This window comes from Mesonia hippocampi, from assembly GCF_014197445.1.
Taxonomy (GTDB): domain Bacteria; phylum Bacteroidota; class Bacteroidia; order Flavobacteriales; family Flavobacteriaceae; genus Mesonia; species Mesonia hippocampi.
Genome location: NZ_JACIFO010000013.1, coordinates 1 through 25,695 on the forward strand (window position 1 = coordinate 1; position 25,695 = coordinate 25,695).

25 protein-coding genes are annotated in these 25,695 nt (G+C 34.5%); 13 read left to right on the forward strand and 12 right to left on the reverse strand.

Features of this window, described 5'->3' with window-relative positions; genetic code table 11:
• Both GGR32_RS11145 and GGR32_RS11150 read left to right on the forward strand, forming a co-directional pair.
• Nucleotides 1–2,115 (forward strand): HYR-like domain-containing protein (locus tag GGR32_RS11145; RefSeq protein WP_183478282.1); only part of this gene is annotated, 2,115 nt, incomplete at its 5' end.
• A 37-nt stretch (nt 2,116–2,152) separates the two neighbouring features.
• Nucleotides 2,153–3,028, forward strand: a complete 876-nt coding sequence (locus tag GGR32_RS11150) for a hypothetical protein (protein WP_183478283.1) — start codon at nt 2,153–2,155, stop codon at nt 3,026–3,028.
• 76 nt (nt 3,029–3,104) lie between these two features.
• Here GGR32_RS11150 and GGR32_RS11155 read toward each other — a convergent pair whose 3' ends face one another.
• Nucleotides 3,105–3,623, reverse strand: coding sequence for a ferritin (locus GGR32_RS11155; protein ID WP_183478284.1), 519 nt, complete (start codon nt 3,621–3,623; stop codon nt 3,105–3,107).
• Between the two features lie 98 nt (nt 3,624–3,721).
• On the reverse strand, nt 3,722–4,021 hold the full coding sequence (locus GGR32_RS11160) for a hypothetical protein (RefSeq protein WP_183478285.1): 300 nt from the start codon (nt 4,019–4,021) through the stop codon (nt 3,722–3,724).
• 154 nt (nt 4,022–4,175) lie between these two features.
• Between GGR32_RS11160 and GGR32_RS11165 the strand changes: the two genes are divergently transcribed.
• Entirely contained in the window at nt 4,176–6,320 is a 2,145-nt protein-coding gene (locus GGR32_RS11165) for a S46 family peptidase (RefSeq protein ID WP_183478286.1), read from the forward strand.
• 82 nt (nt 6,321–6,402) lie between these two features.
• Nucleotides 6,403–6,987 carry a GNAT family N-acetyltransferase gene (locus GGR32_RS11170; protein ID WP_183478287.1) on the forward strand — a complete coding sequence of 195 codons (585 nt, stop codon included), beginning with the start codon at nt 6,403–6,405 and terminating at the stop codon, nt 6,985–6,987.
• Here GGR32_RS11170 and GGR32_RS11175 read toward each other — a convergent pair.
• The 6 genes from GGR32_RS11175 to GGR32_RS11200 form a co-directional block, all read right to left on the reverse strand.
• Nucleotides 6,974–7,648, reverse strand: coding sequence for an HAD family hydrolase (locus GGR32_RS11175; protein WP_183478288.1), 675 nt, complete (start codon nt 7,646–7,648; stop codon nt 6,974–6,976). The two genes, GGR32_RS11170 and GGR32_RS11175, sit on opposite strands and share 14 nt — an antisense overlap.
• Before the next feature lie 86 nt (nt 7,649–7,734).
• Nucleotides 7,735–8,352, reverse strand: coding sequence for a DUF937 domain-containing protein (locus tag GGR32_RS11180; protein WP_183478289.1), 618 nt, complete (start codon nt 8,350–8,352; stop codon nt 7,735–7,737).
• A 101-nt stretch (nt 8,353–8,453) separates the two neighbouring features.
• The gene (locus GGR32_RS11185) at nt 8,454–8,894 is read right to left on the reverse strand and encodes an exosortase F system-associated membrane protein (RefSeq protein WP_183478290.1); all 441 of its coding nucleotides are present in this window, start codon (nt 8,892–8,894) and stop codon (nt 8,454–8,456) included.
• The gene (gene xrtF / locus GGR32_RS11190) at nt 8,884–9,432 is read right to left on the reverse strand and encodes an exosortase family protein XrtF (protein ID WP_183478291.1); all 549 of its coding nucleotides are present in this window, start codon (nt 9,430–9,432) and stop codon (nt 8,884–8,886) included. The genes GGR32_RS11185 and xrtF overlap by 11 nt, the downstream gene beginning before the upstream one ends.
• A 62-nt stretch (nt 9,433–9,494) precedes the next feature.
• Nucleotides 9,495–10,625, reverse strand: coding sequence for a radical SAM family heme chaperone HemW (hemW, locus tag GGR32_RS11195; RefSeq protein ID WP_183478292.1), 1,131 nt, complete (start codon nt 10,623–10,625; stop codon nt 9,495–9,497).
• A 1-nt stretch (nt 10,626) separates the two neighbouring features.
• On the reverse strand, nt 10,627–11,865 hold the full coding sequence (locus tag GGR32_RS11200) for a glycosyltransferase family 4 protein (protein ID WP_221403732.1): 1,239 nt from the start codon (nt 11,863–11,865) through the stop codon (nt 10,627–10,629).
• Between the two features lie 123 nt (nt 11,866–11,988).
• On the opposite strand from GGR32_RS11200, the gene GGR32_RS11205 reads away from it, so the two are divergent.
• Entirely contained in the window at nt 11,989–12,549 is a 561-nt protein-coding gene (locus tag GGR32_RS11205; protein WP_183478293.1) for a sigma-70 family RNA polymerase sigma factor, read from the forward strand.
• A gap of 1 nt (nt 12,550) precedes the next feature.
• A complete protein-coding gene (locus tag GGR32_RS11210; RefSeq protein WP_183478294.1) occupies nt 12,551–12,793 on the forward strand; it encodes a hypothetical protein in 243 nt (80 codons plus the stop codon).
• On the opposite strand, the gene GGR32_RS11215 is transcribed toward GGR32_RS11210, so the two are convergent.
• The gene (locus tag GGR32_RS11215; protein WP_183478295.1) at nt 12,786–13,604 is read right to left on the reverse strand and encodes a UbiA prenyltransferase family protein; all 819 of its coding nucleotides are present in this window, start codon (nt 13,602–13,604) and stop codon (nt 12,786–12,788) included. The genes GGR32_RS11210 and GGR32_RS11215 overlap by 8 nt on opposite strands.
• 118 nt (nt 13,605–13,722) lie before the next feature.
• Here GGR32_RS11215 and gcvP point away from each other — a divergent pair, with 118 nt between their 5' ends.
• From gcvP to GGR32_RS11235, 4 genes are all read left to right on the forward strand, one after another.
• A complete protein-coding gene (gene gcvP, locus GGR32_RS11220; RefSeq protein ID WP_183478296.1) occupies nt 13,723–16,575 on the forward strand; it encodes an aminomethyl-transferring glycine dehydrogenase in 2,853 nt (950 codons plus the stop codon).
• A 228-nt stretch (nt 16,576–16,803) separates the two neighbouring features.
• Nucleotides 16,804–17,865: a 3-oxoacyl-ACP synthase III family protein gene (locus GGR32_RS11225; protein ID WP_183478297.1), complete on the forward strand. Its 1,062-nt coding sequence runs from the start codon at nt 16,804–16,806 to the stop codon at nt 17,863–17,865.
• 2 nt (nt 17,866–17,867) lie between these two features.
• Nucleotides 17,868–18,389, forward strand: a complete 522-nt coding sequence (locus GGR32_RS11230) for a methyltransferase domain-containing protein (RefSeq protein WP_183478298.1) — start codon at nt 17,868–17,870, stop codon at nt 18,387–18,389.
• A 3-nt stretch (nt 18,390–18,392) separates the two neighbouring features.
• Nucleotides 18,393–19,241, forward strand: coding sequence for a glycosyltransferase family 2 protein (locus tag GGR32_RS11235; protein WP_183478299.1), 849 nt, complete (start codon nt 18,393–18,395; stop codon nt 19,239–19,241).
• Here the strand turns inward: GGR32_RS11235 and pafA are convergent.
• On the reverse strand, nt 19,238–20,920 hold the full coding sequence (pafA, locus tag GGR32_RS11240) for an alkaline phosphatase PafA (protein WP_183478300.1): 1,683 nt from the start codon (nt 20,918–20,920) through the stop codon (nt 19,238–19,240). The two genes, GGR32_RS11235 and pafA, sit on opposite strands and share 4 nt — an antisense overlap.
• A gap of 212 nt (nt 20,921–21,132) precedes the next feature.
• Between pafA and GGR32_RS11245 the strand changes: the two genes are divergently transcribed.
• The 3 genes from GGR32_RS11245 to GGR32_RS11255 all read left to right on the forward strand — a co-directional run bounded on the left by GGR32_RS11245 (nt 21,133) and on the right by GGR32_RS11255 (nt 23,320).
• Entirely contained in the window at nt 21,133–21,870 is a 738-nt protein-coding gene (locus GGR32_RS11245; RefSeq protein ID WP_183478301.1) for an MlaE family ABC transporter permease, read from the forward strand.
• On the forward strand, nt 21,870–22,634 hold the full coding sequence (locus GGR32_RS11250) for an ABC transporter ATP-binding protein (RefSeq protein WP_183478302.1): 765 nt from the start codon (nt 21,870–21,872) through the stop codon (nt 22,632–22,634). Before GGR32_RS11245 ends, GGR32_RS11250 begins: the two co-directional genes overlap by 1 nt.
• 68 nt (nt 22,635–22,702) lie before the next feature.
• A complete protein-coding gene (locus GGR32_RS11255; RefSeq protein ID WP_183478303.1) occupies nt 22,703–23,320 on the forward strand; it encodes a hypothetical protein in 618 nt (205 codons plus the stop codon).
• Nucleotides 23,321–23,432: 112 nt separating this feature from the next.
• Here the strand turns inward: GGR32_RS11255 and GGR32_RS11260 are convergent, their stop codons facing one another.
• Together GGR32_RS11260 and GGR32_RS11265 are read right to left on the reverse strand one after the other, a co-directional pair.
• On the reverse strand, nt 23,433–23,804 hold the full coding sequence (locus tag GGR32_RS11260; protein ID WP_221403733.1) for a GreA/GreB family elongation factor: 372 nt from the start codon (nt 23,802–23,804) through the stop codon (nt 23,433–23,435).
• Nucleotides 23,805–24,193: 389 nt separating this feature from the next.
• Nucleotides 24,194–25,693, reverse strand: coding sequence for a DUF389 domain-containing protein (locus tag GGR32_RS11265; protein WP_183478304.1), 1,500 nt, complete (start codon nt 25,691–25,693; stop codon nt 24,194–24,196).
• Between the last annotated feature and the right edge of the window lie 2 nt (nt 25,694–25,695).

A 25,695-nucleotide genomic window follows, 5' to 3' on the forward strand; every position in this document is an offset into this window, starting at 1 on the left:
GCAACCATCCAAGGAACACATAATTTAACTTTCCCAATTAGCACCCAAGGAACGCATGTCATCACTTGGACTTTTGACGATGGGAACGGAAATGCTGATACACAAACACAAAACATCATCATCAATGATGTAACTGCACCAACGCCTGATAACCTTACTTTAGCAGATATCACTGCTGAATGTCAAGTACTAGCAATCGATGTGCCTATCCCAACGGCTACCGATAATTGTGGGGAAACTATATACGGAACACATAATTTAACTTTCCCGATTAACACCCAAGGAACGCATGTCATTACTTGGACTTTTGACGATGGTAAAGGGAACGCCGATACACAAACACAAAACATCATTATCGATGATGTAACTGCACCAACGCCTGATAACCTAACTTTAGCAGATATCACTGCTGAATGTCAAGTATTAGCAACCGATGTACCTATCCCAACAGCCACCGACAATTGTGGAGAAACTATATACGGAACACATAATTTAACTTTCCCGATTAACACCCAAGGAACGCATGTCATCACTTGGACTTTTGACGATGGTAAAGGAAATGCTGAGACACAAACACAAAACATCATCATCAATGATGTAACTGCGCCTATTCCTGATGTAACTAATCTACCTGTTATTGAAAGACAATGTGCTGTCTTAGCAACTGATATCCCAATTCCAACGGCAACCGATAACTGTGAAGGAAGCATTAACGCTACCACTACAGATCCGCTTACTTATAGTGATCAAGGGACACATACAATCACTTGGACATTTAACGATGGCAATGGAAATATTAGTACACAAACACAAAGTATCATTGTACATCCTTCGCCAATTGAAAACCTAAGCTTAAACGACCTAACGGTAACTTACGATGGTAACCTACATCAAATCAATGTAAATAACCTTCCTACAGGAGCTTCGGTTTCATACAGCACAACCCCTAATACGGGAGAAGCTAACGGAGCTATAAATGCGGGAGTTTATACGGTAACCGCGATAGTGAGTCCGCCAGCAAATGCTATAAATTGTGAAGATATCAGCCTAACAGCCACTTTAACCATTGAAAAAGCCCCACAGGAAATCACCTTTAATTCGTTGCCTATACTTTATATTGAAGATGACGATGATTTTCAGTTAGCAGCAACAGCAAGTTCTGGACTTCCAGTAGATTACACCTATACATTTACGGCTAATAATCCGCCTGCCACGGTTAGTTCAACAGGTTGGGTTACTCTATTAACCTCAGGGATGATAGAAATTACAGTACACCAAGCAGGAAACGAAAATTACCTCCCTGCTACTCCTGTAATGCAACCTTTACAAATTAACAGTCGTGATGCTTCTATTCATCATATAGCTATCGATAATGAAGTTTATCATAATCCTTCGGAAAAAATTTATTATACTATTGATTGTGAAACGGAACAAACCATTGTTACAATAGAGTTAACAACAGAAACCAATGCAACAGCTTTACCAGCTCATTATTTTGAAATAGAGACTCCTGTTCCTGGAATTTATAAAAAACAAGTTCAAATTACTTCGCAAGATGGTAGTTCTGTACGTAACTATACTATTATTATAGAAAAACGATTCTCGTTTGAGGATATCGTTATACAAAAGTTTAACAATGTACTTCTTGTTAACAATAATCCTTCAACAAATGGTGGGTACCGTTTTATTGCTTATAAATGGTATAAAAACAACCAGTTGATTAGTAACACGCAATATTATTCTGCAGGAAACGAAGTAACAGACACATTAGACCCTAATGCCGTTTATCATGTAGAAGTTACCACAGAAAACGGTGAAGTTATTAGCAGTTGTGAATTCCAAATAACGCTTAATAATACAGATTATAGTATTGATATTTATCCTAACCCTGTTAAAAACACTCCTTTTGTAACTATTCACACCAGTTTTCCTTTGGATGATGTAGAAGATGGAATGGATATTCAACTTTATTCTTTAACCAGTCAAAAAGTTAGGGCTTATAAAGTGTACACGCAAAAAAAAAGGATAAACGTATCAGATTTATCCTCTGGAGTATATATCATAGAATGTAAAACAAAATCTTATAAAAAGGTTAGTAAGGTAATAATCGACTAACATTTTTTAATTTCTTAATCTCATATACCATAAAAAAATGAAACCATATTATAGAAATTTATCGAGTGTTATGTTGCTAACACTATGTATTATAATTACAGGAAAAATTAATGCTCAAGATTATAAAAATCAATTTGGAATTTACACCACAGGGATTTTTTCGTCGCTTACCTACGACATGAATTTTAAAGGAAAACATGAAGCCGAAACAGGTTTTGGGGTTGGTATAAATTACACCTATTTTTTTACCAAGAATTTTGGACTAAGCCTTGGTGGAGAACTACAAACGTATAAAAGTCAGGCGTATTATGATAAGCTTATAGACCAATATGCTGCAACCGACTTAGATAATCATAATTTTATTTTTAATTATCAAACCACAGGTTATAAAGAAAAGCAACATGCTAGCTTTCTATACATTCCGCTAAATTTTATTTACGAAACACCCGGAATAACGGGTTTTTACATGGCTGCGGGTGCAAAAATAGGCTTTCCTATTAAAAGTACAGCCCAAACAAGTATTCAAAATTTACAAACTTATGGATACTACCCACAATGGGACGCTACCTTATATGACCCTGCGTTTATGGGGTATAAAACGGAAAAGAATATTGAACTTCCAAAACAAGATATCACATTTAAAACCGATATCGCTTTTAATTTGGAGGCTGGAGTAAAACAACAGCTAAATGCAAAAAACAGTATTTATATTGGCTTATTTATTGCTATGGGAATAACAAATCTTGAGGAAGCTCCTTCAGAAAAATTAATAACCTATCACACAGATACACCTGCTTTATTTACTTACAATACCTTAGTTAATTCTAAATTGCAAAAAGAGGATAAAGCGTTTATTAGCAACATAAAAACATTTTCTAGCGGTGTAAAATTAGCTTATAAGTTTAATTGGTAATATTTATCTATATAAAAAACGGGCTGCTTTGATGAAAAGCAGCCCGTTTTTTATTCTGTAATAAACAGCGTATCTACTATTGCGCTGTATTTAACTCCGCAATTCTTTCGTCTAATTGTAGTAAAGACATTTTTTCTCCTAATTTTAAAATGTCTAACGCTCTACGCATAGTCTGCTCTTCTTCCATTTGCTCTGTTACAAACCATTGTAAAAAAGCATCTGTAGCATAGTCATGCTCTGCTCTAGATTTTGCTACTAGCTTATGGATAGATTTTGTAATACCAACCTCATGCGCTAGTGCATCAGAAAAAACTTCTTCCAAACTTGTAAAATCATGATTTACTGCTGAAGTAGCTGGTGCCATCGCATTTCCGCCATTATCATTGATAAATCTAAAAATTTTCATCATGTGGGTTCTTTCTTCTTCTGCTTGTGCATAAAAAAACTGAGCAGAATTTTCTAGACCTTGTTGGTCGCACCATGATGCCATGGCTAAATATGCAGTTGATGATTGTGCTTCTTTTTGTATTTGGTCGTTAAGCATATCCATAACTTCAATATGAATACTTAACTCTTGTCTTGCTATATCTTTCATAACCTGTTCATTTTAAAATTCAGGTACAAAGATAAGGCTATTAATAGCCAAAAGCCATAGTATAAACTAATTTAAAAACAATCTAAAATCAAATAAACTTATACTAAAACATTTTGGTAGGCCATAGAAATAAATGCCCCTCGAACAAGTTCTTTTAGGTGGATGATATCTAGCGTATCAAAAATAAATAAGTGACGCTTATTGCATAGGCTAAGAATTTCTACACTGTCAGCCCCTTCAAAGTGTGTTTGTAAATCTATTCTTTTTAGCTTTTCTCTAAAAGAAAGCAATTCACAAAAACTCATCGAAACAGATTTACCTGCAAAATCTACTTGAAAATTGCGTGTAACATCCGATTGGAAAATAGAAAATTTCTGGTATGTGTATAATAAATTCATCTGCCCGCAAAATTAATTGTTATTTGGATTTATTACAAATAGATTTATTCTATATCAAAAGTAATTTCTATTCAATCTTAATTATAGATAATAGGCTACAAATAATTTATATTAGCTTATTTTGCAAAAAAATTGTTTTCTAAAATTATCACTTATGAAACTTATACGTTATTGTATACTTCTTATCTCATTTTCGAGCTTTGCACAACAAGGCGGAATGTGGATACCTTCGTTATTAGAAGGGCTAAACGAAAGCGAAATGACCTCGCTAGGGATGAAAATGTCTGCCAAAGACATTTACGATGTAAATCAATCGAGCCTAAAAGATGCTGTACCTCATTTTAATGGCGGTTGCACCTCTGAAGTTATTTCACCCAACGGATTATTACTTACCAATCACCACTGTGGTTATGGCGCTATACAATCGCATTCAAGCCTCGAAAACGATTATTTAACCGATGGTTTTTGGGCAAAAAACTATACAGAAGAGCTTCCTAACCCAGAAATGACGGTTACCTTTATTGTTAAAATTGAAGATGTAACTGCCCAAGTGCTTAAAAACACACAAAAACTTAGTAGTGAAGAAGAAAAGCAAGCGGTAATTAAAAAGAATATTTCCCATATTGTAGAAAACTCACCTAAAGAAAGCTGGCAAAACAACCGTGTGCGTACTTTTTATGAAGGAAACCAATACATGTTGTTTGTGGTAGAAACCTTTAAAGATGTGAGGCTGGTGGGTACTCCGCCTTCTTCTATAGGGAAATTTGGATCTGATACCGATAATTGGGTATGGCCAAGACATACAGGAGATTTTGCCTTGTTTAGAATCTATGCCGATAAAAATAACAGACCTGCTGAATATTCTGAAAATAACGTACCCTATACACCAAAACATTTCTTACCAATATCTTTAGACGGTGTCGAAGAAGATGATTTTACCCTGGTTTTTGGTTACCCAGGAACTACAGATGAATACTTACCTGCCGTAGCTGTAGAACAACGGGTTAATGTAATAAACCCAGCACGAATAGGTTTACGCGAAGTAGCCTTAAAAGAACAAGATAAATTTATGCGTGCCGATAAGGAAATAAAAATAAAATATGCCTCTAAATACGCCCGCATTGCTAATTATTACAAAAAATGGATTGGGGAGAATCAAGGGCTAAAAAAATCTAATGCCATAGCCATAAAAAAACAACAAGAAGCCGACTTTACAAAAGCATTAGCGCAGAAAAACCTTAGCCAAACCTATGGGCATCTTTTACCTGCATTCGAAAAAGCTTACCAAGAGTTTGAACCTTACAATTTAGCCTACACCTATTTTAGCGAAGCCATTTTACGCAACATAGAACTTATGCGTAATGCTTTTCAATTGGTTCAGTTAGAGCAAGTTTATCAGGCCAAAGGAAAACAATCGTTTACCGATAGGAAAGAAAATCTATTAGAAAGAAATGCTTCTTTCCATAAAGATTATAGCCCTCATGTAGATAAAGAAGTTTTTATTAAAGTAATGCAAGTTTTTGCGGCAGAAATGCCTGCTGAGTTTCTACCAGAGAATTTTAAAAACGTAAATATCGAAAAACTAGCCGATGATATTTATAGTAATTCTGCCTTAACAACATCAGAAAATACACAAAAAATATTAAAAGGCTCTCCTAAAAATGTTTTCAAAAAACTAGAAAAAGATCCTGCTTTTACACTCGCAAAAAGCCTAACTCAGGTGTTTTATCAAAAAGTGCTTCCTACATATCAGGAGCAAGAACTAGCTATAACAGCACTACAACGTGAATACATGAGAGCAATTCTTGAAACCAGCACTAAAGAAGATCGTATTTTCCCCGATGCTAACGGAACGCTACGAGTAACTTACGGAAAAGTAAAAGGGTACAGCCCTTCAGACGCTGTACATTACCAACCTGTTACCTACTTAGAAGGTGTTATGGAAAAATATATTCCTGGAGATTATGAATTTGATGTTCCTGAAAAGTTAATCGATTTATATAAAAACAAAGATTATGGCGCTTATGCCGAAAACGGAAAACTTCCTGTAAACTTTATTGGCACCAACCATACTACTGGAGGAAACTCTGGAAGCCCAACCATCGATGCTGAAGGAAACCTAATAGGACTTAATTTTGACCGCGTGTGGGAAGGTACCATGAGCGATATCTATTACGACCCTAGCATCTGCCGAAACATTATGGTTGATGTTCGTTACATCCTGTTCATTATCGATAAATACGCCAATGCACAGCATCTTATCAAAGAAATGAAACTAGTACACCCAAAAAAGAAATAAGGAAACTCATTATTTTTAGTATATTTCACCTAAAATTTCCCATGGGAAATTTTAGGTGATTTTTATTTAAAACAATTTTGTTATGAAAAAAGAAATCAAACTACGCGCCGCTACTCCAAACGACGCTATACAGGTTGCTCCACTTATAATTCAAGCTATGGAAGATTTAGCTGCTAAATTTGTAGGTAGCCAAGATCCCTACGACGCAATTCCGTTATTTACTCATTTTTTTAAAAACACAGAAAACCAATACAGTTATACACATTGCATCGTAGCAGAATTAGACAATACAATTGTAGGGTCTGTTGTGGGTTATGACGGAGGTAACTTACAAGCATACCGAGCACCCTTTTTTGATTATGTCTTAACAAATTACCAACAAGATTTTAAAAATCAAGATTTTGGAGATGAAACACAGGCCAACGAATTTTATATAGACACGGTGAGTGTTTCATCTAAACATCAGGGCTATGGTATTGGCAGTAAATTGATTAGTGCTATTATTGAAAAAGCAACCAACGAAAAACACAAAAAAGTTGGTTTATTGGTAGATATTGATAACCCTAACGCTAAAAAACTATATACTCGTATAGGTTTTACCAGCCAAGGCATCAAAAACTTAGCTGGGCATCCCTATGAGCATTTACAATTCACTATAAATCGTTAAGATTCTTTAAAAGCTTATTGGCGTGGTGAAAGGAAAAATTGTGAAAATTTTCTATCACAGTATTCGCTAAACGATAATCTTGATTTTTAGAATTTAAGCTATTATAGCCTACACAATAAATACCTGCGGCATGAGCTGCTTTAACTCCATTGGTAGAATCTTCTATCACGATACAGTTTTGTTTTGGGGTTTGAGCAGTTTCTGCTGCTTTTTCAAATATCTCAGGATGCGGCTTAGAGGCCTCTAAATCGGCACCACTAAGTTTCCCTTTAAAATATTTATTTAAATCAAACCTATCAAAAACAGCGTTGATAGTAGCCATTGATGCCGATGAGGCTAAAATTAATGTAGTATCATTTTCATAAAAATCAACAATTAATTTTTCTACGCCTGTTATCAGTTTAAGCTCATCATCCGTTGTAAAAAGTGTTTTAAAGTGCTTACGCTTTAAAGCCATTAAGGTTTCTGGCGCTTCTGATAAAGAGAATTTCTCACATAAATCTTTACAAATATTAATAGTAGATTGCCCTGTATATGCTTGGTATTGCTCTTTAGAAACAGGAATATCTACCTCCTTAAACATGGCATGGTAAGCTTTGTGGTGTAATGGTTCTGTATCTACAATAACCCCATCCATATCAAATAAAACAGCTTTTAACATGATTTTTATTTTTGTGTAAAAATAATTAAACTTCTATAAATAGAAAAAGCCAAGCAAAACAGCTTGGCCTTAATGTGTATTGTGATTTATTTCCCAAATAAACCTCCTAAAAGTCCTCCTGCTTTATCGCCTAATAATTTTCCAGCTACATCATCAATAACACTTCCGTCGTTATCTGCGTCCAATAAACTTTCAATAATAGACATATTGCTAGAAGATTCTCCCATGGCTGCTCCTATCAAATCGGTTAAACCTGATTGAGAAACACCATCTTTACGTTTTGCATTTCCTAAAAACCCCATTAAAACAGGAGCTGCCATCTGAATGATTTTTGTTACAGAACTCATGCTTACTCCCGTTGTTTTACTAATACTATTTTCTACATTAGTTTGTTTTCCTCCTAAAAGGTGTGAGAGGATACCGGCTCCATCTGAAAGTAAAGAGTTATCTACACTACCTCCTCCTACGATTCCTCCTAATTGACTAAGTATAGAACCATCATGGCGGGTATCTTCTAATGCATGGTTTAGTTTTTTTGCTCCCTCCTCTGTTTGTATGTTTTTATTCATTGCCCCTAACATTGTAGGCAATGCCATGCTAAGTACCGAAACAATATTATCTTTTGTTTCTCCTGTTTCTGTGGTTGCGCCTTGAATAAGTTGCTCACCCACATCTGTTTTTAATAAATCTAAAATTGAAGCCATAATTGTAATTAGTTAATTGTTAATACTATATTATCTATGTAAATATAAAGTATTTATAAAACTTATCATTCTTTAAAAGATAATATTCTAAATAATTTCCATTAGCTTTTTTTATTTATTTTATATTGATATAGCAGTCCTGCCAAAAGTAATAACAGAAGAATAGGCTGAATTAAAAACCTACGTATATAAAACACCATTAAATAATTATCTGCGTTAAAATTGTATATAAAATAACTAAAAATAGGCGTAAGAAGTATCAGGAAAATTACATAGACGAGACTTGTAAAATAAATTATTTTTTTATTCTTAAATAGTAATGCTATAATCCCTATAGATAAAACGGCATTAATAAAGTAACGTAATACAACATAACAAATAAGCTTGATTTTATCTATAGAAGGAGGTGAAGCTATTGTAAAATTACCCTGATAAAAATCTATTAATGGATCATAAAACAAAACTCGTTCATAAAACCTCACTAATACGAGAAGAATAAAAAACACTGTTATTCCTGAAAATACAACAAATTTATTCTTCATTTCCTTTTGTTTTTAATACTATTTTCACCCAAATTACCCATAAACATAAAACTACACCGTATATAACTATAGGAAAAAGAATATCGTGCAAAAGTGTTTGGGCCTCGGGATACTCATATAAACCAATAGACAACAAACTTATTCTTAGAATATTTAAAGCATAAATAATACTTACCCCAGAAAAAATAAACAATAAAGTTGTTTTTAATTTCTTAGCAAATGCCAATACAAAAGAAACAAACAAAATAATTACACTTACAGCATTACACCCTTCAACAACCCTAGTTATATGTTTCCCATTTACAAATTGAGCCACTGCAGGATGGTTAGGCATTGGAAAAATTTGCCCTATATACCCAAATGTATTAATCAAATCATTACTCTGTTTTGCTACATAATACGTAATAAAATCTGGGTAATGCATTGGAGAAAAAGTTAATGATAAATACCAGTGGTAAACGGCTGATAGTAAAAAGTAACTCCCTACAAATACCATCAAAAATAGAATAACGCGTTTATTTTCTTTTAAAACTTGCATGGGCTAAAAATACAATACTTTACTTAATCTTAGTACTTATTATACTTAAGTTTACTTTATGATTATGAAATATAAAACAAATCAGAGGCGATGCCATCAGTTAGAAATTTTGCAGACTCCTTTACAACTAAATTTCCGTTTTCTGCTATATAAAGTTTGTGTTGTGACAACAACTCCTTAGTTATTTTTTGATAGTATGCTACATATTTTCTTCCAAAAAGCAATTCGATATCGTTAACAGAAACACCCCACATTGTACGTAAACGCGTCATAATATACTCGTTATACAAATCTGTTACCGATAATTTTTCTGCAGAAGAAGGAATCCTATTTTCCGAAAGGGCTTTAATATAGAGCATGTTATTAGCAACATTCCAACTTCGGGTATTCTTGTAGAAACTATGTGCTGAAGGTCCTACTCCTATATAGGGTTTCCCAAACCAATAGGCCGTATTATTTTTAGAAAAATAACCCTCTTTACCGAAATTAGAAAACTCGTAATTAATAAAATTATGCGCTTTTGTAAAGGCCTGTAATAACTGGTAATGCTCATAAGCAAGTGATTCTTCTACGGGTGCTATTTTTCCTTTGTTTATTAAAGCTTCTAAAGCCGTTTTGGGTTCTACCGTAAGGGCATAACTAGAAATATGCGGAATATCATAACTTAATGCTTGTTCCAAGTTATCTTCCCACCTACTTGAACTCATTCCTGGAATTCCGTAAATTAAATCTATTGTTAAATTATCAAAATATTGGCGTGCATCTGTAAGTGCTTGTTTTACTTCTGTGGCATTATGAGCTCTATTCATCAAGGTTAAATCTTCTTCATAAAAAGACTGCACTCCTATACTTAACCGATTTATTGGAGTTTGCGCTAAAGATTTTATTTTAGATAAGGACAAATCATCGGGGTTGGCTTCCAATGTAATCTCTATTTTATCGGCTAAGTTATAATTATCCTCAATAGTTTTTATCAGTTTATTTATTTCTTCTACCGAGAGTAAACTTGGAGTACCACCGCCAAAATAAATGGTTTCTATTTTTTCTGTTTCAAAAGTAGATTTCCGAATAACAAGTTCTTTATCAATCGCATCTAATAGCTTTGTTTTGTGTTTCATGGTGGTAGAAAAATGAAAATCACAATAAAAACAAGCCTGTTTACAAAAAGGTATGTGTATATAAATTCCTGCCATGTTAATCCTCCTTATTTTTTTCTTCTATCCATAAAGCCATGTATTTTGTGCTTCTTGTTGTATGGTGGTGTAAAATTTCTCCCATAAAATTATCAACACGGTGTTGGGCTAGGTTTTCATATAATTTTGCTAGCCTATCGCTAAAAAGTTGATAAAAATTACCCGTCAAAAACCGGTTTTTTATTATGTTAAAACCATTATTCTGTGTGATTTCCCATCGCTTGGGGTGGGTATATAAAGTTACTGCTTGTTTAATAATTTCCGATGTTTCATTTGCAATTTCTCCCGCCCACGGCCATTTCCCTCCTATACCTTCTGCACCTACTGTTGTGGTAACGCTTGGGGTTCCGCATAGCATTGCTTCAATAAATTTTCCTTTTAATCCTGCGCCAAATCGTAATGGCGCTAACAAAACCCGCGATTTTCTCATTACCTCCTCGCTAGAATCGGCTCTCCCACAAACTATAAAACCACTTTTTTCACAATGCAATTGTTTTACTTTTTCTGATGTATAAGCGCCATAAACATTAAACTTAGCTTGAGGAAGGCTTTTTCTTATCTCGCTCCATAACTCTGTTTTTATATAACGTACCGCATCCCAATTAGGCTCGTGTAAAAAATTACCGATAAACAAAAAATCCTCACGAGCTTCAAACGCAGGTAAGGCTTCTCTTGAAGAAATCTTATTTTCTTCAATCAAAAAAGGGAGATAAAATAAAAGCGAGGGATTGATAGAAAATTTATCGATTAGCAATTGTTGCTCTGTTTCTGATATAATTAAACTTAAATCGCAACGTAAGATACTTGCAATTTCCCGCTTGGCAATATCAGTGTGTAAATCGCTAAGCTTTATCGCTTTTCCGTTTTTATGTGCTTTATGCCTGGCTTTTCGTAAAAAATGTAAATCTTCTGTATCTAAAATTCTAATAGCCTTGGGCAATTGCTCTGCAACCCGCCATCCAAATTGCTCTTCCATCATAAACCTATCAAAAAGAACAACGTCTGGTTGTTCGTTTTTTAATACCACATCTGCCTCTCTGTTATTTAATGGAAGTTGTACTTTTTTAATTCCTAGATTTTCTAATTTTTCAGAAAAAGGAGTTTCCAATGCTGGAGAAGCATAAGTTATTTCATACTTTTTGTATAAAAAATATGTTATTAATTGCATCATTCTACTTCCAGCCGCAGAGGATGATGGTTCTGGCCATAAATAGCCTATAATTAGCAACTTCTTCTTCATCAAAATAGGTTTAGGTTATTGCCTAGAATTATATTTATCGAAACCATTTTATATTTATTTTCACAATTCAATAAAACTTAACCAATTTATTCTTTGTATTTTTAGGCATTATTAATAATGTTTATGGCAAAAAATTTATATACGATTACTCCCGATCGTTGGGTAGAGACACACTCCGACTACCTTTTTAATTTCGCCATGGGCAAAGTTAATGATAGGGATATTGCTAAAGACCTTATTTCTGAAACTTTTTTAGCCGCACTAAAAGCAAAAGATAATTTTAAAGGGGAAGCAAGCGAGCGTACTTGGCTTGTTGCTATTTTAAAACGAAAAATTATCGATTATTACCGAAAAATAAACTCCAACAAAGGAAAAGCAGAAGTAAAAGTAAACTATTTTTCTGCTGATAACGATGGCGATTGGCTAGAAGAACGCATCGAAAATCCTGATTATGTAACTATTGAAGACAACATTATCAACAACGAGCTTTCTGAAGCCATTTATGCCTGCTTAGATAAAATAAACCCTAGACAAGCCACCATTTTTAAATTAAAAACCATAGAAAATTACGATACCGAAGTTATTTGTAATGAATACAATATTACCCCGTCTAATTTATGGGTAATCATCCACCGTGTAAGAGCTGCTCTAGCCGATTGCCTAAAAGAAAAATGGTTATCTTGATATGAATCATGACAAAGAAAATTTTCATCAATTAGCATGTATATGCGATAAATGCCAATACGACGAAGCTAGTTTTTTAGAAAAAGTACAGTTTAAACTACACCTTATGTTTTGCGAAACTTGTAAAGATTATGCAGCGAAAAACAATAGGTTAACAACATTGATAAAACAAGCAAACATCTCATGCTTAAGCCTGGAGGAACAAAAGGAGTTAAAATCTTACCTTAAAGATAAAATCACCTAAGCAGCATTGCAAATAACATCCAGAATATAGGTAAGGCTTCTGCCCAAAAAGCGGTAAAATACTTACTTCTAAAAGGAGAAGAAAACACAATAAAACCTCCTAACAGAAGCGCTATAAGAGTTATTTCTAACTTGCTATATCCTATTTGTTGAGCAATAACAAGACTCACTATAATAAAGAGAATCAACAATACACCGCCAAAAAGTTTAGTGTTTTTTACCCCGTAAAGTTGAGGAAAAGTTCCTAAATCAGGAACATCATGAGCCAAATCACGTATCTCAAAAGGTAACAACAACGCAAGAACAAAAATATAATATTGCAAAAAAGTAGCTCCTAATAACAAAAACGAAACTTCAGGTATATCAACCAAAGGCAAAACTGCACAGACTCCAGCCCAAACTAAAGCAATAATAAATATTTTTAAACTTTTTAAATTTCTTAAATTTTTACTTTTAGGTAAAATTGGCACGGCATAAAACAATGTAAAAACACCTAAAGTTAAACTCACAAAAATCACCTCAACCGATTGTAAAAAACTTACATAAAGCAACCCTAAAAAAACAAAAAATGAGAATATTTGGATGAGTTTAAGTCGGCCTGTAAGTGTTTTATGCCGCCATTTGGCAATTCCTGCATACTTTACAAAATTATAGCCTGTAATACTACTCAGAAAAACAAACCCCAATAACCTATATGATGGAATAAGCTGAAAATTATAGTACGTAACCATACATAAAGCACAAACAGCTAAAGCCACATGCATGCTACTATTTATATAAAAATTTAATGCATTTTTTAAAAACCTCACCATACAAAGGTAGTATTTATGACTAAAAAACAGCCCTCAATTATCCTTTTCAATTACCGATAATATTCTTTTAAAAGTCGTATTTTTGCACGCAAAAACACAGCACAATTTTATAAATATTATGAATACAGACTCTTTCGCATTACGTCATATAGGGCCAAGACCCGAAAAAGTTACAGAGATGCTTCAAGCCATTGGAGTAGATTCTTTAAATCAGTTAATTTACGAAACCCTCCCTGATGGGATAAAACTAGAAAAAGAGTTAAGCCTTGCTCCTGCCATTAGTGAGCAAGAATACTTAGCCCATAACCAAATACTAGCCGAAAAAAATAAAATATACAAAACCTATATTGGTTTAGGCTATTCTGCCGCTATTTTACCTCCCGTTATTCAACGCAATATTTTCGAAAACCCGGGTTGGTACACAGCATATACCCCTTACCAAGCCGAAGTAGCTCAAGGTAGATTAGAAGCTTTATTGAACTTCCAAACCATGGTTGCCGACTTAACTGGAATGGAAATTGCCAATGCATCTTTACTTGATGAAGGTACCGCAGCAGCAGAAGCCATGGGCATGTTTTTTGCCACAAGAAGTCGCCAGCAAAAAAAAGACAATGTAGTTAAGTTTTTTGTTTCGGAAGAAATTTTACCGCAAACACTTGCTGTATTAGAAACACGTGCTTACCCATTAGGAATAGAATTGGTTATTGGAAACCATGAGGATTTTGATTTTTCTGAAGATTTTTTCGGAGCCATTCTTCAATACCCAGGTACTTCAGGAAAAATATACAACTACCATAGTTTTACAAGCAATGCTTATAAAGCAGGTATAAAAGTTGTTATTGCAGCAGACATTCTAAGCCTTGTTAAGTTAGAAGCCCCAGGGAATTTTGGAGTAGACGCCGTAGTAGGTACTACACAACGTTTTGGTATTCCTTTAGGCTATGGAGGTCCTCACGCAGCTTACTTTGCTACAAAAGAATCTTATAAGCGTAATCTTCCTGGAAGAATTATAGGCATTACAAAAGATAAAGACGGAAACCGTGCTGTCCGCATGGCATTACAAACGCGTGAACAACACATAAAACGAGATAAAGCAACATCAAACATTTGTACCGCTCAAGTTTTGCTAGCAGTTATGGCAGGAATGTATGCAGTATATCATGGTCCTGAAGGATTAAAGCATATTGCAAACAAAGTACACAATAGTGCCGTAAGTCTTTCACAAAAATTAGAAGAACTAGGTTACCAACAACTTAATAACACGTACTTTGATACTATACGTATTAAAGCCGATAGCACTAAAATACAAGAAATTGCTTTAGCAAACGAGATAAACTTTTACTACCCTTCTAAAGATACCGTTTCGATTACCTTAAATGAAACCACTACACTAGAAGATTTAAATAACATTATTCGTGTTTTTGCAGAAGCAGCCGGTAAAGAAACCATTACGCTAAAAAACCTAACCGAAGGAATTTTAGATACACACGAACTTGCAAGAACTTCGCCTTTCCTTACCAACGAAGTCTTTAACGCATACCATTCTGAAACAGAATTAATGCGATACGTTAAAAAACTAGAACGCAAAGATTTAGCCCTAAATCACTCTATGATTGCTTTAGGCTCTTGTACCATGAAACTTAATGCAGCAGCAGAAATGTTACCATTAAGCAATCCAAAATGGGGAAATATTCACCCGTTTGTACCTACAGACCAAGCAGAAGGTTACCACCAAGTACTTAAAGGACTTGAAGATCAGCTTACAGAAATTACAGGATTCTACGCCACTTCTTTACAGCCAAATTCAGGAGCACAAGGAGAGTATGCAGGATTAATGACTATCCGTAAATACCATGATAGCAGAGGCGACCAGCACAGAAACATTTGTTTAATACCATCATCTGCTCACGGTACAAACCCAGCAAGTGCTGTTATGGCAGGTATGAAAGTGGTTGTAACTAAATCAACCGATAAAGGAAACATCGATGTTGATGATTTACGTGAAAAAGCAGAGAAGTATAAAGATTCTCTAGCAGCACTAATGGTTACGTATCCTTCTACACACGGAGTATTCGAATCTGCAATAAAAGAAATCACCCAAATAATTCACGATAACGGGGGGAAAGTTTATATGGATGGTGCAAACATGAATGCCCAAGTGGGTATTACTAATCCAGGAAGAATTGGAGCCGACGTTTGTCACCTTAACCTCCACAAAACCTTTGCTATACCACATGGTGGTGGTGGCCCAGGTGTAGGACCTATCTGCGTGGTAGAAGATTTAGCTCCTTACCTACCTACCAACCCATTAGTACAAACTGGAGGAAGCACTCCTTTATCTGCTATATCATCTGCACCGTGGGGGTCGGCACTTGTGTGTTTAATTCCTTATGCCTACATACGTATGTTAGGTGCAAAAGGCTTAAAGCGTTCTACGCAAATGGCTATTTTAAACACCAATTACATCAAAGAACGACTAAAAGAGCACTACGAGATTTTATATTCTGGAGAAATGGGAAGAGCTGCTCACGAAATGATTATCGATATACGTCCTTTAAAAGATAAAAATATTGAAGTAGCCGATGTTGCAAAACGTCTTATCGATTATGGTTTCCATGCGCCTACCGTATCTTTTCCAGTTGCAGGAACACTTATGGTTGAACCTACAGAAAGCGAAAGCAAAGCTGAATTAGACCGTTTTTGTGATGCCATGATTGCAATTAAAGCAGAATATGAAGCTATTGAAGATGAAGAGAACAACCTTCTAAAAAATGCTCCACACACACAAAAAATGCTTACCGCAGACGAGTGGAATTTTCCTTATAGTAGAAAACAAGCCGCTTTTCCTCTCCCTTATTTAGAAGAAAATAAATTTTGGGCATCTGTAAGACGTGTAGACGAGGCCTTTGGAGACAGAAATTTAATGTGTACTTGCGCTCCTATAGAAGAGTATATTGACGCTGAAGAGTAAAATAAACACGCTATAATACTTACTTTAAAGCCTCTTGATTTTTTCAAGAGGCTTTTTTATCAAATCTTCTTCATAATATTATCATTAAGTAACACAAAAAACCTATACTTTTTACGAATCTTAAAGCTATGCACGCATAATATTGCCGATTCTATAAATTTCAAAAAAAGTAAATAAAGGCTAATGCTAATTCGTATTTAATGAGTAGTTTGGTTTAAAATTTACATTATGGCTGTGAAAATAACAGGAACGGGAAGTTTTATCCCTCCACGTATTATAGAAAATACCGATTTTTTGAACGAGGAGTTTCTAAATGAAGATGGATCTAAAATCAATTCTCCTAACGAAGTGATTATAAAAAAATTTCAGGCCATCACAGGTATTGCACAACGCAGGTATGTAGCAAAAAACACAACAACATCAGATATTGCTAGTATTGCTGCAAAAAAGGCAATAGAAGATGCCGAAATTAACCCAGAAACCCTAGACTATATAATTGTAGCCCATAATTTTGGCGATGTAAAATACCGCAACACACAAAGCGACGCCGTACCTAGTTTGGCTGCTAGAGTAAAACACCAGCTACAAATAGAAAACCCTAATTGTGTTGCTTACGATTTAATTTTCGGATGCCCTGGTTGGCTACAAGGTGTAATCCAAGCCAAAGCTTTTATTGATGCTAATATTGCTAAACGCTGTCTGGTTATAGGAGCAGAAACCTTATCGAGAGTTGTTGATAAACATGACCGTGATAGCATGATTTTTAGTGATGGGGCTGGCGCGACAATTATCGAAAAGACCACTTCGGAAGGAGACGGAATTATTTTTCATAAAAGTGCTACTTACGCCAAAAACGAATCGCATTACCTCACCTTCGAGGCTTCCTATAACCAAGATTTAAAACGGGAAACACGCTACATTAAAATGAGTGGTCGCAAAATTTACAGCTTTGCATTAACACATGTACCACAAGCCATGAAAGAATGTATAGACAACAGCGGCTACAATATTACAGACATCAAAAAGATATTTATCCACCAAGCCAATGAAAAAATGGATTTTGCCATTTGCGAACGTCTTTATAAATTGTACCAATTAGAAATGCCCAAAAACATCATGCCAATGAGCATTGCAGAATTAGGAAATAGCTCTGTAGCTACCCTTCCTACATTAATTGATTTAGTAAAAGCTAAAAAAATTGATAACCAAGAAATTCATAAAGGCGATGTTATCCTTTTTGCTAGCGTGGGAGCAGGTATGAATATTAATGCAATGATTTACAAAATATAAACATGTACGAAGAACATTTTCCTCATAAACGCTATAAACACACCCTAGAATTTTTACAAAAAATACAACCAAAACCTACCCGTATCTTAGATTTAGGTGTTCGTAATCCTTTTTCTGAAGTAATGGAAAAACAAGGCCACCAAGTAATTAATACAGAAGGGGAAGATTTAGATGAAAATTTTTCTGCGGTTTTGAATGAAAACGTAGAACTTGTTACTGCCTTCGAGATATTTGAGCATTTATTATCGCCATATACACTCCTCAAAGCCATAAAAGCAAAAAAACTAATTGCTAGTGTCCCCTTAAACTTATGGTTTGCTAAAGCTTACCAAAGTAAAACCGATACCAGAGATAGGCATTACCATGAATTTGAAGACTGGCAGTTTGACTGGCTACTAGAAAAAACAGGTTGGAAAATTATCCAAACAGAAAAATGGGCAAATCCTGTTAATAAAATAGGTATTAGGCCTGTTTTGCGTAAGTTTACGCCAAGATATTATATCGTGTATGCTGAAAGAAAATAATCCATGCGCTTTTATATTATAATTCCAGCACATAACGAAGCGCTCCATTTACAGCAAACCTTAACATCGTTGGTTTCGCAGCGCCTTCTGCCTACAAAAATTTTAATAGTTAACGACAACTCGACCGATAATACAGAAGAAATAGCGAAAAGCTTTTCAGAAAAGTACCCATTTATCGATTTTGTCAACAAACAATCATCTCCGCTTCATTTACCAGGAAGTAAAGTTATTGAAGCCTTTAATTACGGATTATCGAACCTCGATGATAATTACGATATACTCTGTAAATTTGATGCCGATTTAATTTTTCCTGAAAATTACCTTGAAACCTTAAGTATATATTACAAACAAGATGATTCCTACGGGATGATTGCTGGTTTTTGCTATATCAAAAAGGATGAAAATTGGGTGCTTGAAAATTTAACAGATAAAGAACATATCCGCGGAGCTTTAAAATCCTACCGAAAAGCCTGTTTTAATGCAATTAACGGACTAGAACCCGCCATGGGTTGGGATACCGCAGACGAACTAAAAGCAATGTATTTTGGATGGAAAATAAAAACGCTTCCTAACCTACATGTAAAACATTTACGTCCAACAGGAGCTACTTATAATAAAAAGGCTAAATATAAACAAGGAGAAGCTTTTTATAGACTTCGTTATGGTTTTCTAATTACTTTTTTAGCTGCTGTTAAATTAGCCGTAAAAAAAGGAAACTTTTTATTAATCAAAGATTATTTGCTTGGTTACTTTAAAGCAAAGCAAAATAAAATGCCCCGTCTTGTTTCATCAAAACAGGGCAAATGGATTCGAGCTTATCGCTGGAAAAAAATCAAACAAAAATTATTTTAATCATCTTCTAGTGCTTGGTAAAGTACATCTCCGGTAGCTGCATTTGGAAAAGCCACACCTAAAAGTGCCGAAATGGTTGGTGCGATATCGGTAATGTAGGAACGTTGTAAAGTTTGTCCGTTTTTAATTCCTTTTCCAAAGAAAATTAAAGGCGAATGCGTATCATAATTAAAAGCCGTACCATGGGTAGATCCTTTTTTAGGATAAATTACATAACCAGGATCAAAAGCCACAACAACATCTCCGCTACGCTTTTGGTTATATCCGTTTTGAACAAGGTAACCAATTACCCCTTCGTTATAATACGTGTTTTCTAATGTATTTCTGGTAAATACTTTATCGATAAGTGGGTATGTAATTAAAAATTCTTTAAGTTTATTTTCCACTTCGATACTAGAAAGCTTTTGTTTTTTCAATTCTTCTTTATTAAAAAACAATTGGTTGTTTGAAATGTCTTCGATAATATTTTCGCTTCCAAATTGAGTTTTAGTAAAGGCTCGCAAATCGTCAGAAAAGCTTGCTACATCAAAATACCCAGCAGGAATTTTATGGTCTTGTAAATACGCTGGCACTTCTACAGCTCCATGATCTGAAGTAAGGAAAACAGTGTACTCTCCCTCGCCTACAAGCTTATCTAATTGGGTAAGTAAGCGTGCTAAATCTTGATCTAAACGCAAGTAATTGTCTTGAATTTCTTTAGAGCTTACCCCAAAATTATGCCCAATATAATCTGGACTAGAAAAGCTTAACGTAAGTACATCGGTATAAGCATCTGCTCCTAATTGCTCTCCTTTTATAGCTGCCAAAGCAAAATCTACCGTAAGGCTATTTCCATAAGGCGTTGCTTTTAAGATTTCAAAGTTTTTGTTTTTATCTTTAAGCTTGGCTAAATCGTAAGGAAAAGTAGCGGTTTCTTTCCCTCTAAAACCGTGCTCGTAGTTGTTATGATCTGTTGTACTTTCGGTATAAGTTTCTATAGGATATTTTGTGTCCCAAACTTTTAAGTAAGAAGCCACAACCCCCGAAGTATTGAAATCCTTTACCCAAGTAGGTAGTTCGTTAAGGTAATAAGTACTAGAAATAAATTTCCCTTCGTCCTTTCCGTGAAACCAGTATGCGGCGTTGGCAGAATGTCCTGCAGGTAAAATAGCTCCTCTATCTTTAATGGCTACTCCTATGGTTTTTCCTTTAAATTGTGTATGAAGTCTATTTTGATCTGCAAATGTGGTTGTTTTCATTCTTTTTGGCGACATTTTCCCTGCTTTATCTTGGGTTCCCACAGAATTTACCTCGTCATCTTGCGCACAATACACCGATGTTTTTTCTTCTTTATCATACCAATTGTTTCCTATAATACCATGAACAGCTGGCGATGTGCCTGTAAATACAGACGTATGTCCTGGACCTGTATAAGTAGGAACATAATTAAAATGATTGTTTTTAAATACAAAACCTTCATTTATAAGACGTTTAAAACCATCTGCTTGGTATTTATCCCAAAAACGAGTTAAATAATCATAACGCATTTGGTCTACTACAATTCCTACAACTAATTTTGGCTTTGTGAAGATTTGTTTATCTTCGGTGGCAAGCGTTGGTGGGGTTTTTAATTGTGTTTCGGCGGCTTTACATTGTATAAAAGCAACCGCCATAAAGGCGAGATATACTATTTTTTTCATTAGAATTATTATTTTTTACAAAGATATAAAGTAATAAACGTCTAAGATTAATAATAGGTTAAATCCGTAAATAATAAACTTTTGTTTAAGCTTAAATTGATAATTGCATGTAAAATTTAAACCCCTACTAAAATTTAGTATATTATTTTTATAGCTTATCTTGCTAAATATTACTTTCGCACACAACTCAGTAAAGAAAAACCTGCTTGTTAATGAAATATCTACAAAAAATAGGGCAATTTATCATTATGCTACGCGACGTGTTTAGACGTATGACAAAAGCTAGCGTGTTAAAAGATTTAATTTTCAAAGAAATAAACGACCTAATTATCAAATCCTTAGGCATTGTTGTTTTTGTATCTTTTTTTATTGGCGGAGTAGTTACCATTCAAACAGCCTTAAACCTCAATAACCCGCTTATTCCTAAAAGCCTTATTGCATTTACGGCACGGCAATCTATTATTTTAGAATTTTCGCCTACATTTATTTCCATTATTATGGCTGGTAAAGTAGGTTCTTATATCACTTCAAGTATTGGTACCATGCGTGTAACCGAGCAAATAGATGCACTAGAGGTAATGGGAATTAATGCAGCAAACTATCTTATTTTTCCTAAAATTATAGCCATGCTACTCTACCCTTTTGTAATAGCCATTTCTATGTTTTTGGGCATTATGGGCGCATACATTGCAGGTGTTATGGGCGGTTATATAAATAGCGAGCAATTTCTTACGGGGCTTCAAGAGGATTTTATCCCTTACCACCTTACCTATGCGTTTATAAAAACATTTTTCTTTGCGCTTATTCTTGCTACCATCCCATCTTACCATGGGTATTACATGAAAGGAGGAGCCCTAGAAGTTGGACAAGCAAGTACAACCTCGTTTGTATGGACAAGCGTTGTATTAATTATTGCTAATTATTTACTCACCCAATTACTTTTAAGCTAATGATTGTCGTAAAAAATGTACATAAATCTTTTGGAGAAGAAGAAATCCTAAAAGGAATAAGCACGACCTTTTTACAAGGAAAAACCAACCTGATAATCGGACAATCTGGAGCAGGAAAAACCGTATTTTTAAAATGCTTATTAGGTCTTTTTTTACCGAGTAAAGGAAGTATTTCCTACGATGGCGAAAACTATGCAACACTAGGAAATAATGGCAGAAGAAAATTAAGGCAACAAATGGGAATGGTTTTTCAAGGCAGTGCCTTATTTGACTCGATGACAGTTGAAGAAAACGTCATGTTTCCGTTACGTATGTTTACAAAACAAACACGTGAAGAAATGCTTAAACGTGTAAACGAAGTTCTAGAACGTGTAAACCTACAAGGAGCTAATGCTAAATTTCCGTCAGAAATAAGCGGAGGAATGCAAAAACGTGTTGCCATTGCGCGAGCTATTGTAAACAAACCTAAATACTTGTTTTGCGACGAACCCAACTCTGGCCTAGACCCTAAAACCGCTATTCTTATCGATAACCTTATCCAAGAAATTACACGAGAAAATAACATTACCACTATTATTAACTCTCACGATATGAATTCTGTGTTAGAAATTGGAGAACAAATAGTTTACCTCAAAGATGGATTGCTAGAATGGGAAGGAAATAAAGACATTATTTACAAAACAGATAACGAGAATATTATAAACTTTGTTTACAGCTCCGAGCTATTTAAAAAAGTTCGCAAGGCACAACTACAAGGACTGTAAAACAAAACTAATTAGCATGCCCAATATAAAAATTGAAAACAAATGGTTGCTTTAGAAAAAATAATATCATGAAAACAACAAGAACATTAAAACTCTTTACCTTTTTAATTATAGCAATAATTTCTGCCCAAGCATGTAAAGCCATAAAACAAGATAGCGACGCTATCCAATTAAGCATTTTTCAAAATGGTAAAGAAATCCCTGTCAATAAGCCCGAAAAAACTGTTCACCTAAAAAAGAGCCCTTTCTCATTGAGGTTTTTTAATCGAAAATACGACCTGGACAATAAGAAATTCTATGCTGCACAAATTGCAGCTTTTACCAACAAAGCTGAGTTTGATAAAATAACAATTGGCAGTTCTAAAGCAGATTTAGCCTATTTTAAACCGGGTTCTGGCATGGCTACTCATGAAAACAGCATGTACGAAGCCTTATTTGTAGATAAAATTGGTCACCATTACACGTTTTACCAAAACACCAACAATAGGAGATTAAACCTTTTAGATGACACTGGGGAGTTACCAAAATTTGAATTTGAAATTAACGCCCTACACTATAATCATACCCGAGTTAACATTTCAGATAGCAATATAAATAAACTCTATATCGCCTTTTTAATTGATAAAAATTTAAATGGAATAATTGATAAAGGAGAGCTTCATAAATTAATTATCAAGCTAAAATAATTTATAAAACCACATAAGCTGATAAAAAGCTTATTTTAAGATAATATCACCTAAAAAAAAGCTGCCTAGAGAGGCAGCTTTGTACTTTAATAACAATTGTTATGGCATAAGCCTAAATAGCTTCTACACTAAGGATTTCTATTTTTTTATTTCCCCCTTTAAAAGGCCAATCTAAAACATCGCCTACTTTTCTTCCCAATGTTGCCATAGCCATATTACAAGTAATAGAATATTTTCCTTTTTTCTTTTTTTCCTTATCAGAGTCTACAAAAATATAGGTCTCTTCTTTTCCTGTAGTGTGGTTATTTAAGACTACTTTTCTGTTTACGGTAACAATATCGCTTGGTAACTCTCTCCGTAATACTTGTTTAGCTTGTTTAAGTTCTTCGTTTAATAAATCTTCTTCTGCTTGTGTTACACGTTTTCTTCTTACTTGATCTTTTATTAAATCGTAAATTCCTGTAGTTACTATAATAGTAGACATAATTATAATTTTGTATGGTATAAAAATAACATCCAGCCTTTGTACACAGACCCAAAGCAACAAGTTATTCCTAAACAACTAGGAATATCCTTTTGCAAAAAGCACTGAATAAAATTAAAACACAAAAACTTCCCCGCCTTGAGTCTTGACAGGGGTTATATGAGAAACTCTTTAGAATCTTGAAGAAAAATATCATCAAGCATATACGACAACGACAACAACAGGTTGGTTGCAAAATATTTTTGATATAGAAAGTTTATTGCCATTCCTTATACTTAACTTATACACGAAGTTAAGTTATAATTCTATATTTCACAACTCTAATCCTTAGATTTCACTAAAGTTTAATTATTACCCCAATAAACCTTAAAACTTTAACCTTTAACACTTTAGAATTTCGCCCTACTTACCACAAGTGTATCTAAATCTAATTTGTAAGTTAGCCACTCTCTTAGTTTTTTCTCTTGCATAATTTTATCAACTAAAGAGATTTTATTATCCCATTCTACAATAAACTCTGGGATGGTATCTACTTTTTTAAAGTTAGAAACAAATTTATCTGCGTATGATAGTTTTGCGATATGCTCGTAGTTAATTTTCACTTCGCTTGCAATAGCCTGAAATGGTATTTGTTGTTTTTTATAACGCTCTAAACGCATTAGTTCTCCTTCTAGATACCGGATACGTTCATCTTTATTTAACAAACTTATCGAGTCTCTTTTTTTAAACTCATGCATATATGCAAGCTCATCAAAAGCCTCTGTGTTTTTATTTTGTAAGATAATTAAGGAGGTACTTTGAAGCTTTGGATTTGCTTTTAATTTAGAACGCCATAAATTAATTACAGAATTAGGAATTTCTTTCCCTAAAAAGGAGACTTCTATCCTTGGCTCGTAACCATTTCTATAATCAATTACCGTCGCATTTTTTTGCAAGAACGCATCCTGATAAGGCTGTAGCTCTTTTGCTACAAAACTACGTGCTTCCTGTGTAAAATAAGATTCTTGTAGCATATTATAAAACAAGTAAACACTAGGTACCATCACAATAATGGCGATAATAGAAGCCGCTCGAGCAATAAGCCTTCTGCGTTTAGAATTGGCATATTTAACCAAAGGAAAGCCTAATAATTTAGACACCAAAAAGGTAGATAAAGCTATAAAAGTAGCGTTGATAGAAAACAAATACAATGCGCCAAAGGCATCTGCCCAACGCCCTTCGGCAAGTCCAAAACCAACGGTACATAATGGTGGCATTAAGGCCGTTGCAATAGCAACTCCAAATATTACACTTGCAATGGTTCCCTTTTTTGTTTTGGCTACAATAAGGGCCAAACCTCCAAAAATGGCTACCAATACATCCAAAATAGTAGGATAGGTTCTTGCTTCAAGCTCCGCATTACTCCCGGTAAGCGGTGTGATGGAAAAATAGAAAAATGCCGTAATCACACTTAAGCCTACCATTACCCCTAAGTTTATTAAAGAGCGACGCAACGTATCTACGTCGTTAATAGCTACCGATAGCCCTACCCCAACAATAGGCCCCATTAATGGCGATATAAGCATGGCTCCTATCACTACTGCGGTACTGCTTACATTTAACCCAATAGAAGCAACAAATACAGAAAAAATAAGAATCCACGCATTATGCCCTTTAAAGATAATATCTTTTTTCACGGCTTCTATGGTAGAGTCTCTATCGGTATCTTGCCTAATGTCTAAAAGTTCTGAAACAAAACGGAGTATGTTGCTAAAGGTTCCTTTAATATCTTTTTTCAATTCTTCTTTCTTGGCATCATCTTGTGCCAATTGCTCTTCTACAGAAGGATTGTTTTCTTGGTTGTTTCCTTGAGGATTTTCTAAAGTTGGATCTGAGTTATTGTTTTCCATAA

Bases quoted from the DNA above. Each gene is read 5' to 3' on its own strand.
- GGR32_RS11150 (WP_183478283.1), top strand. From the start codon at position 2,153: ATGAAACCATATTATAGAAATTTATCGAGTGTTATGTTGCTAACACTA.
- GGR32_RS11155 (WP_183478284.1), bottom strand. From the start codon at position 3,623: ATGAAAGATATAGCAAGACAAGAGTTAAGTATTCATATTGAAGTTATG.
- GGR32_RS11160 (WP_183478285.1), bottom strand. From the start codon at position 4,021: ATGAATTTATTATACACATACCAGAAATTTTCTATTTTCCAATCGGAT.
- GGR32_RS11165 (WP_183478286.1), top strand. From the start codon at position 4,176: ATGAAACTTATACGTTATTGTATACTTCTTATCTCATTTTCGAGCTTT.
- GGR32_RS11170 (WP_183478287.1), top strand. From the start codon at position 6,403: ATGAAAAAAGAAATCAAACTACGCGCCGCTACTCCAAACGACGCTATA.
- GGR32_RS11175 (WP_183478288.1), bottom strand. From the start codon at position 7,648: ATGTTAAAAGCTGTTTTATTTGATATGGATGGGGTTATTGTAGATACA.
- GGR32_RS11180 (WP_183478289.1), bottom strand. From the start codon at position 8,352: ATGGCTTCAATTTTAGATTTATTAAAAACAGATGTGGGTGAGCAACTT.
- GGR32_RS11185 (WP_183478290.1), bottom strand. From the start codon at position 8,894: ATGAAGAATAAATTTGTTGTATTTTCAGGAATAACAGTGTTTTTTATT.
- xrtF (WP_183478291.1), bottom strand. From the start codon at position 9,432: ATGCAAGTTTTAAAAGAAAATAAACGCGTTATTCTATTTTTGATGGTA.
- hemW (WP_183478292.1), bottom strand. From the start codon at position 10,625: ATGGCAGGAATTTATATACACATACCTTTTTGTAAACAGGCTTGTTTT.
- GGR32_RS11200 (WP_221403732.1), bottom strand. From the start codon at position 11,865: ATGAAGAAGAAGTTGCTAATTATAGGCTATTTATGGCCAGAACCATCA.
- GGR32_RS11205 (WP_183478293.1), top strand. From the start codon at position 11,989: ATGGCAAAAAATTTATATACGATTACTCCCGATCGTTGGGTAGAGACA.
- GGR32_RS11210 (WP_183478294.1), top strand. From the start codon at position 12,551: ATGAATCATGACAAAGAAAATTTTCATCAATTAGCATGTATATGCGAT.
- GGR32_RS11215 (WP_183478295.1), bottom strand. From the start codon at position 13,604: ATGGTGAGGTTTTTAAAAAATGCATTAAATTTTTATATAAATAGTAGC.
- gcvP (WP_183478296.1), top strand. From the start codon at position 13,723: ATGAATACAGACTCTTTCGCATTACGTCATATAGGGCCAAGACCCGAA.
- GGR32_RS11225 (WP_183478297.1), top strand. From the start codon at position 16,804: ATGGCTGTGAAAATAACAGGAACGGGAAGTTTTATCCCTCCACGTATT.
- GGR32_RS11230 (WP_183478298.1), top strand. From the start codon at position 17,868: ATGTACGAAGAACATTTTCCTCATAAACGCTATAAACACACCCTAGAA.
- GGR32_RS11235 (WP_183478299.1), top strand. From the start codon at position 18,393: ATGCGCTTTTATATTATAATTCCAGCACATAACGAAGCGCTCCATTTA.
- pafA (WP_183478300.1), bottom strand. From the start codon at position 20,920: ATGAAAAAAATAGTATATCTCGCCTTTATGGCGGTTGCTTTTATACAA.
- GGR32_RS11245 (WP_183478301.1), top strand. From the start codon at position 21,133: ATGAAATATCTACAAAAAATAGGGCAATTTATCATTATGCTACGCGAC.
- GGR32_RS11250 (WP_183478302.1), top strand. From the start codon at position 21,870: ATGATTGTCGTAAAAAATGTACATAAATCTTTTGGAGAAGAAGAAATC.
- GGR32_RS11255 (WP_183478303.1), top strand. From the start codon at position 22,703: ATGAAAACAACAAGAACATTAAAACTCTTTACCTTTTTAATTATAGCA.
- GGR32_RS11260 (WP_221403733.1), bottom strand. From the start codon at position 23,804: ATGTCTACTATTATAGTAACTACAGGAATTTACGATTTAATAAAAGAT.
- GGR32_RS11265 (WP_183478304.1), bottom strand. From the start codon at position 25,693: ATGGAAAACAATAACTCAGATCCAACTTTAGAAAATCCTCAAGGAAAC.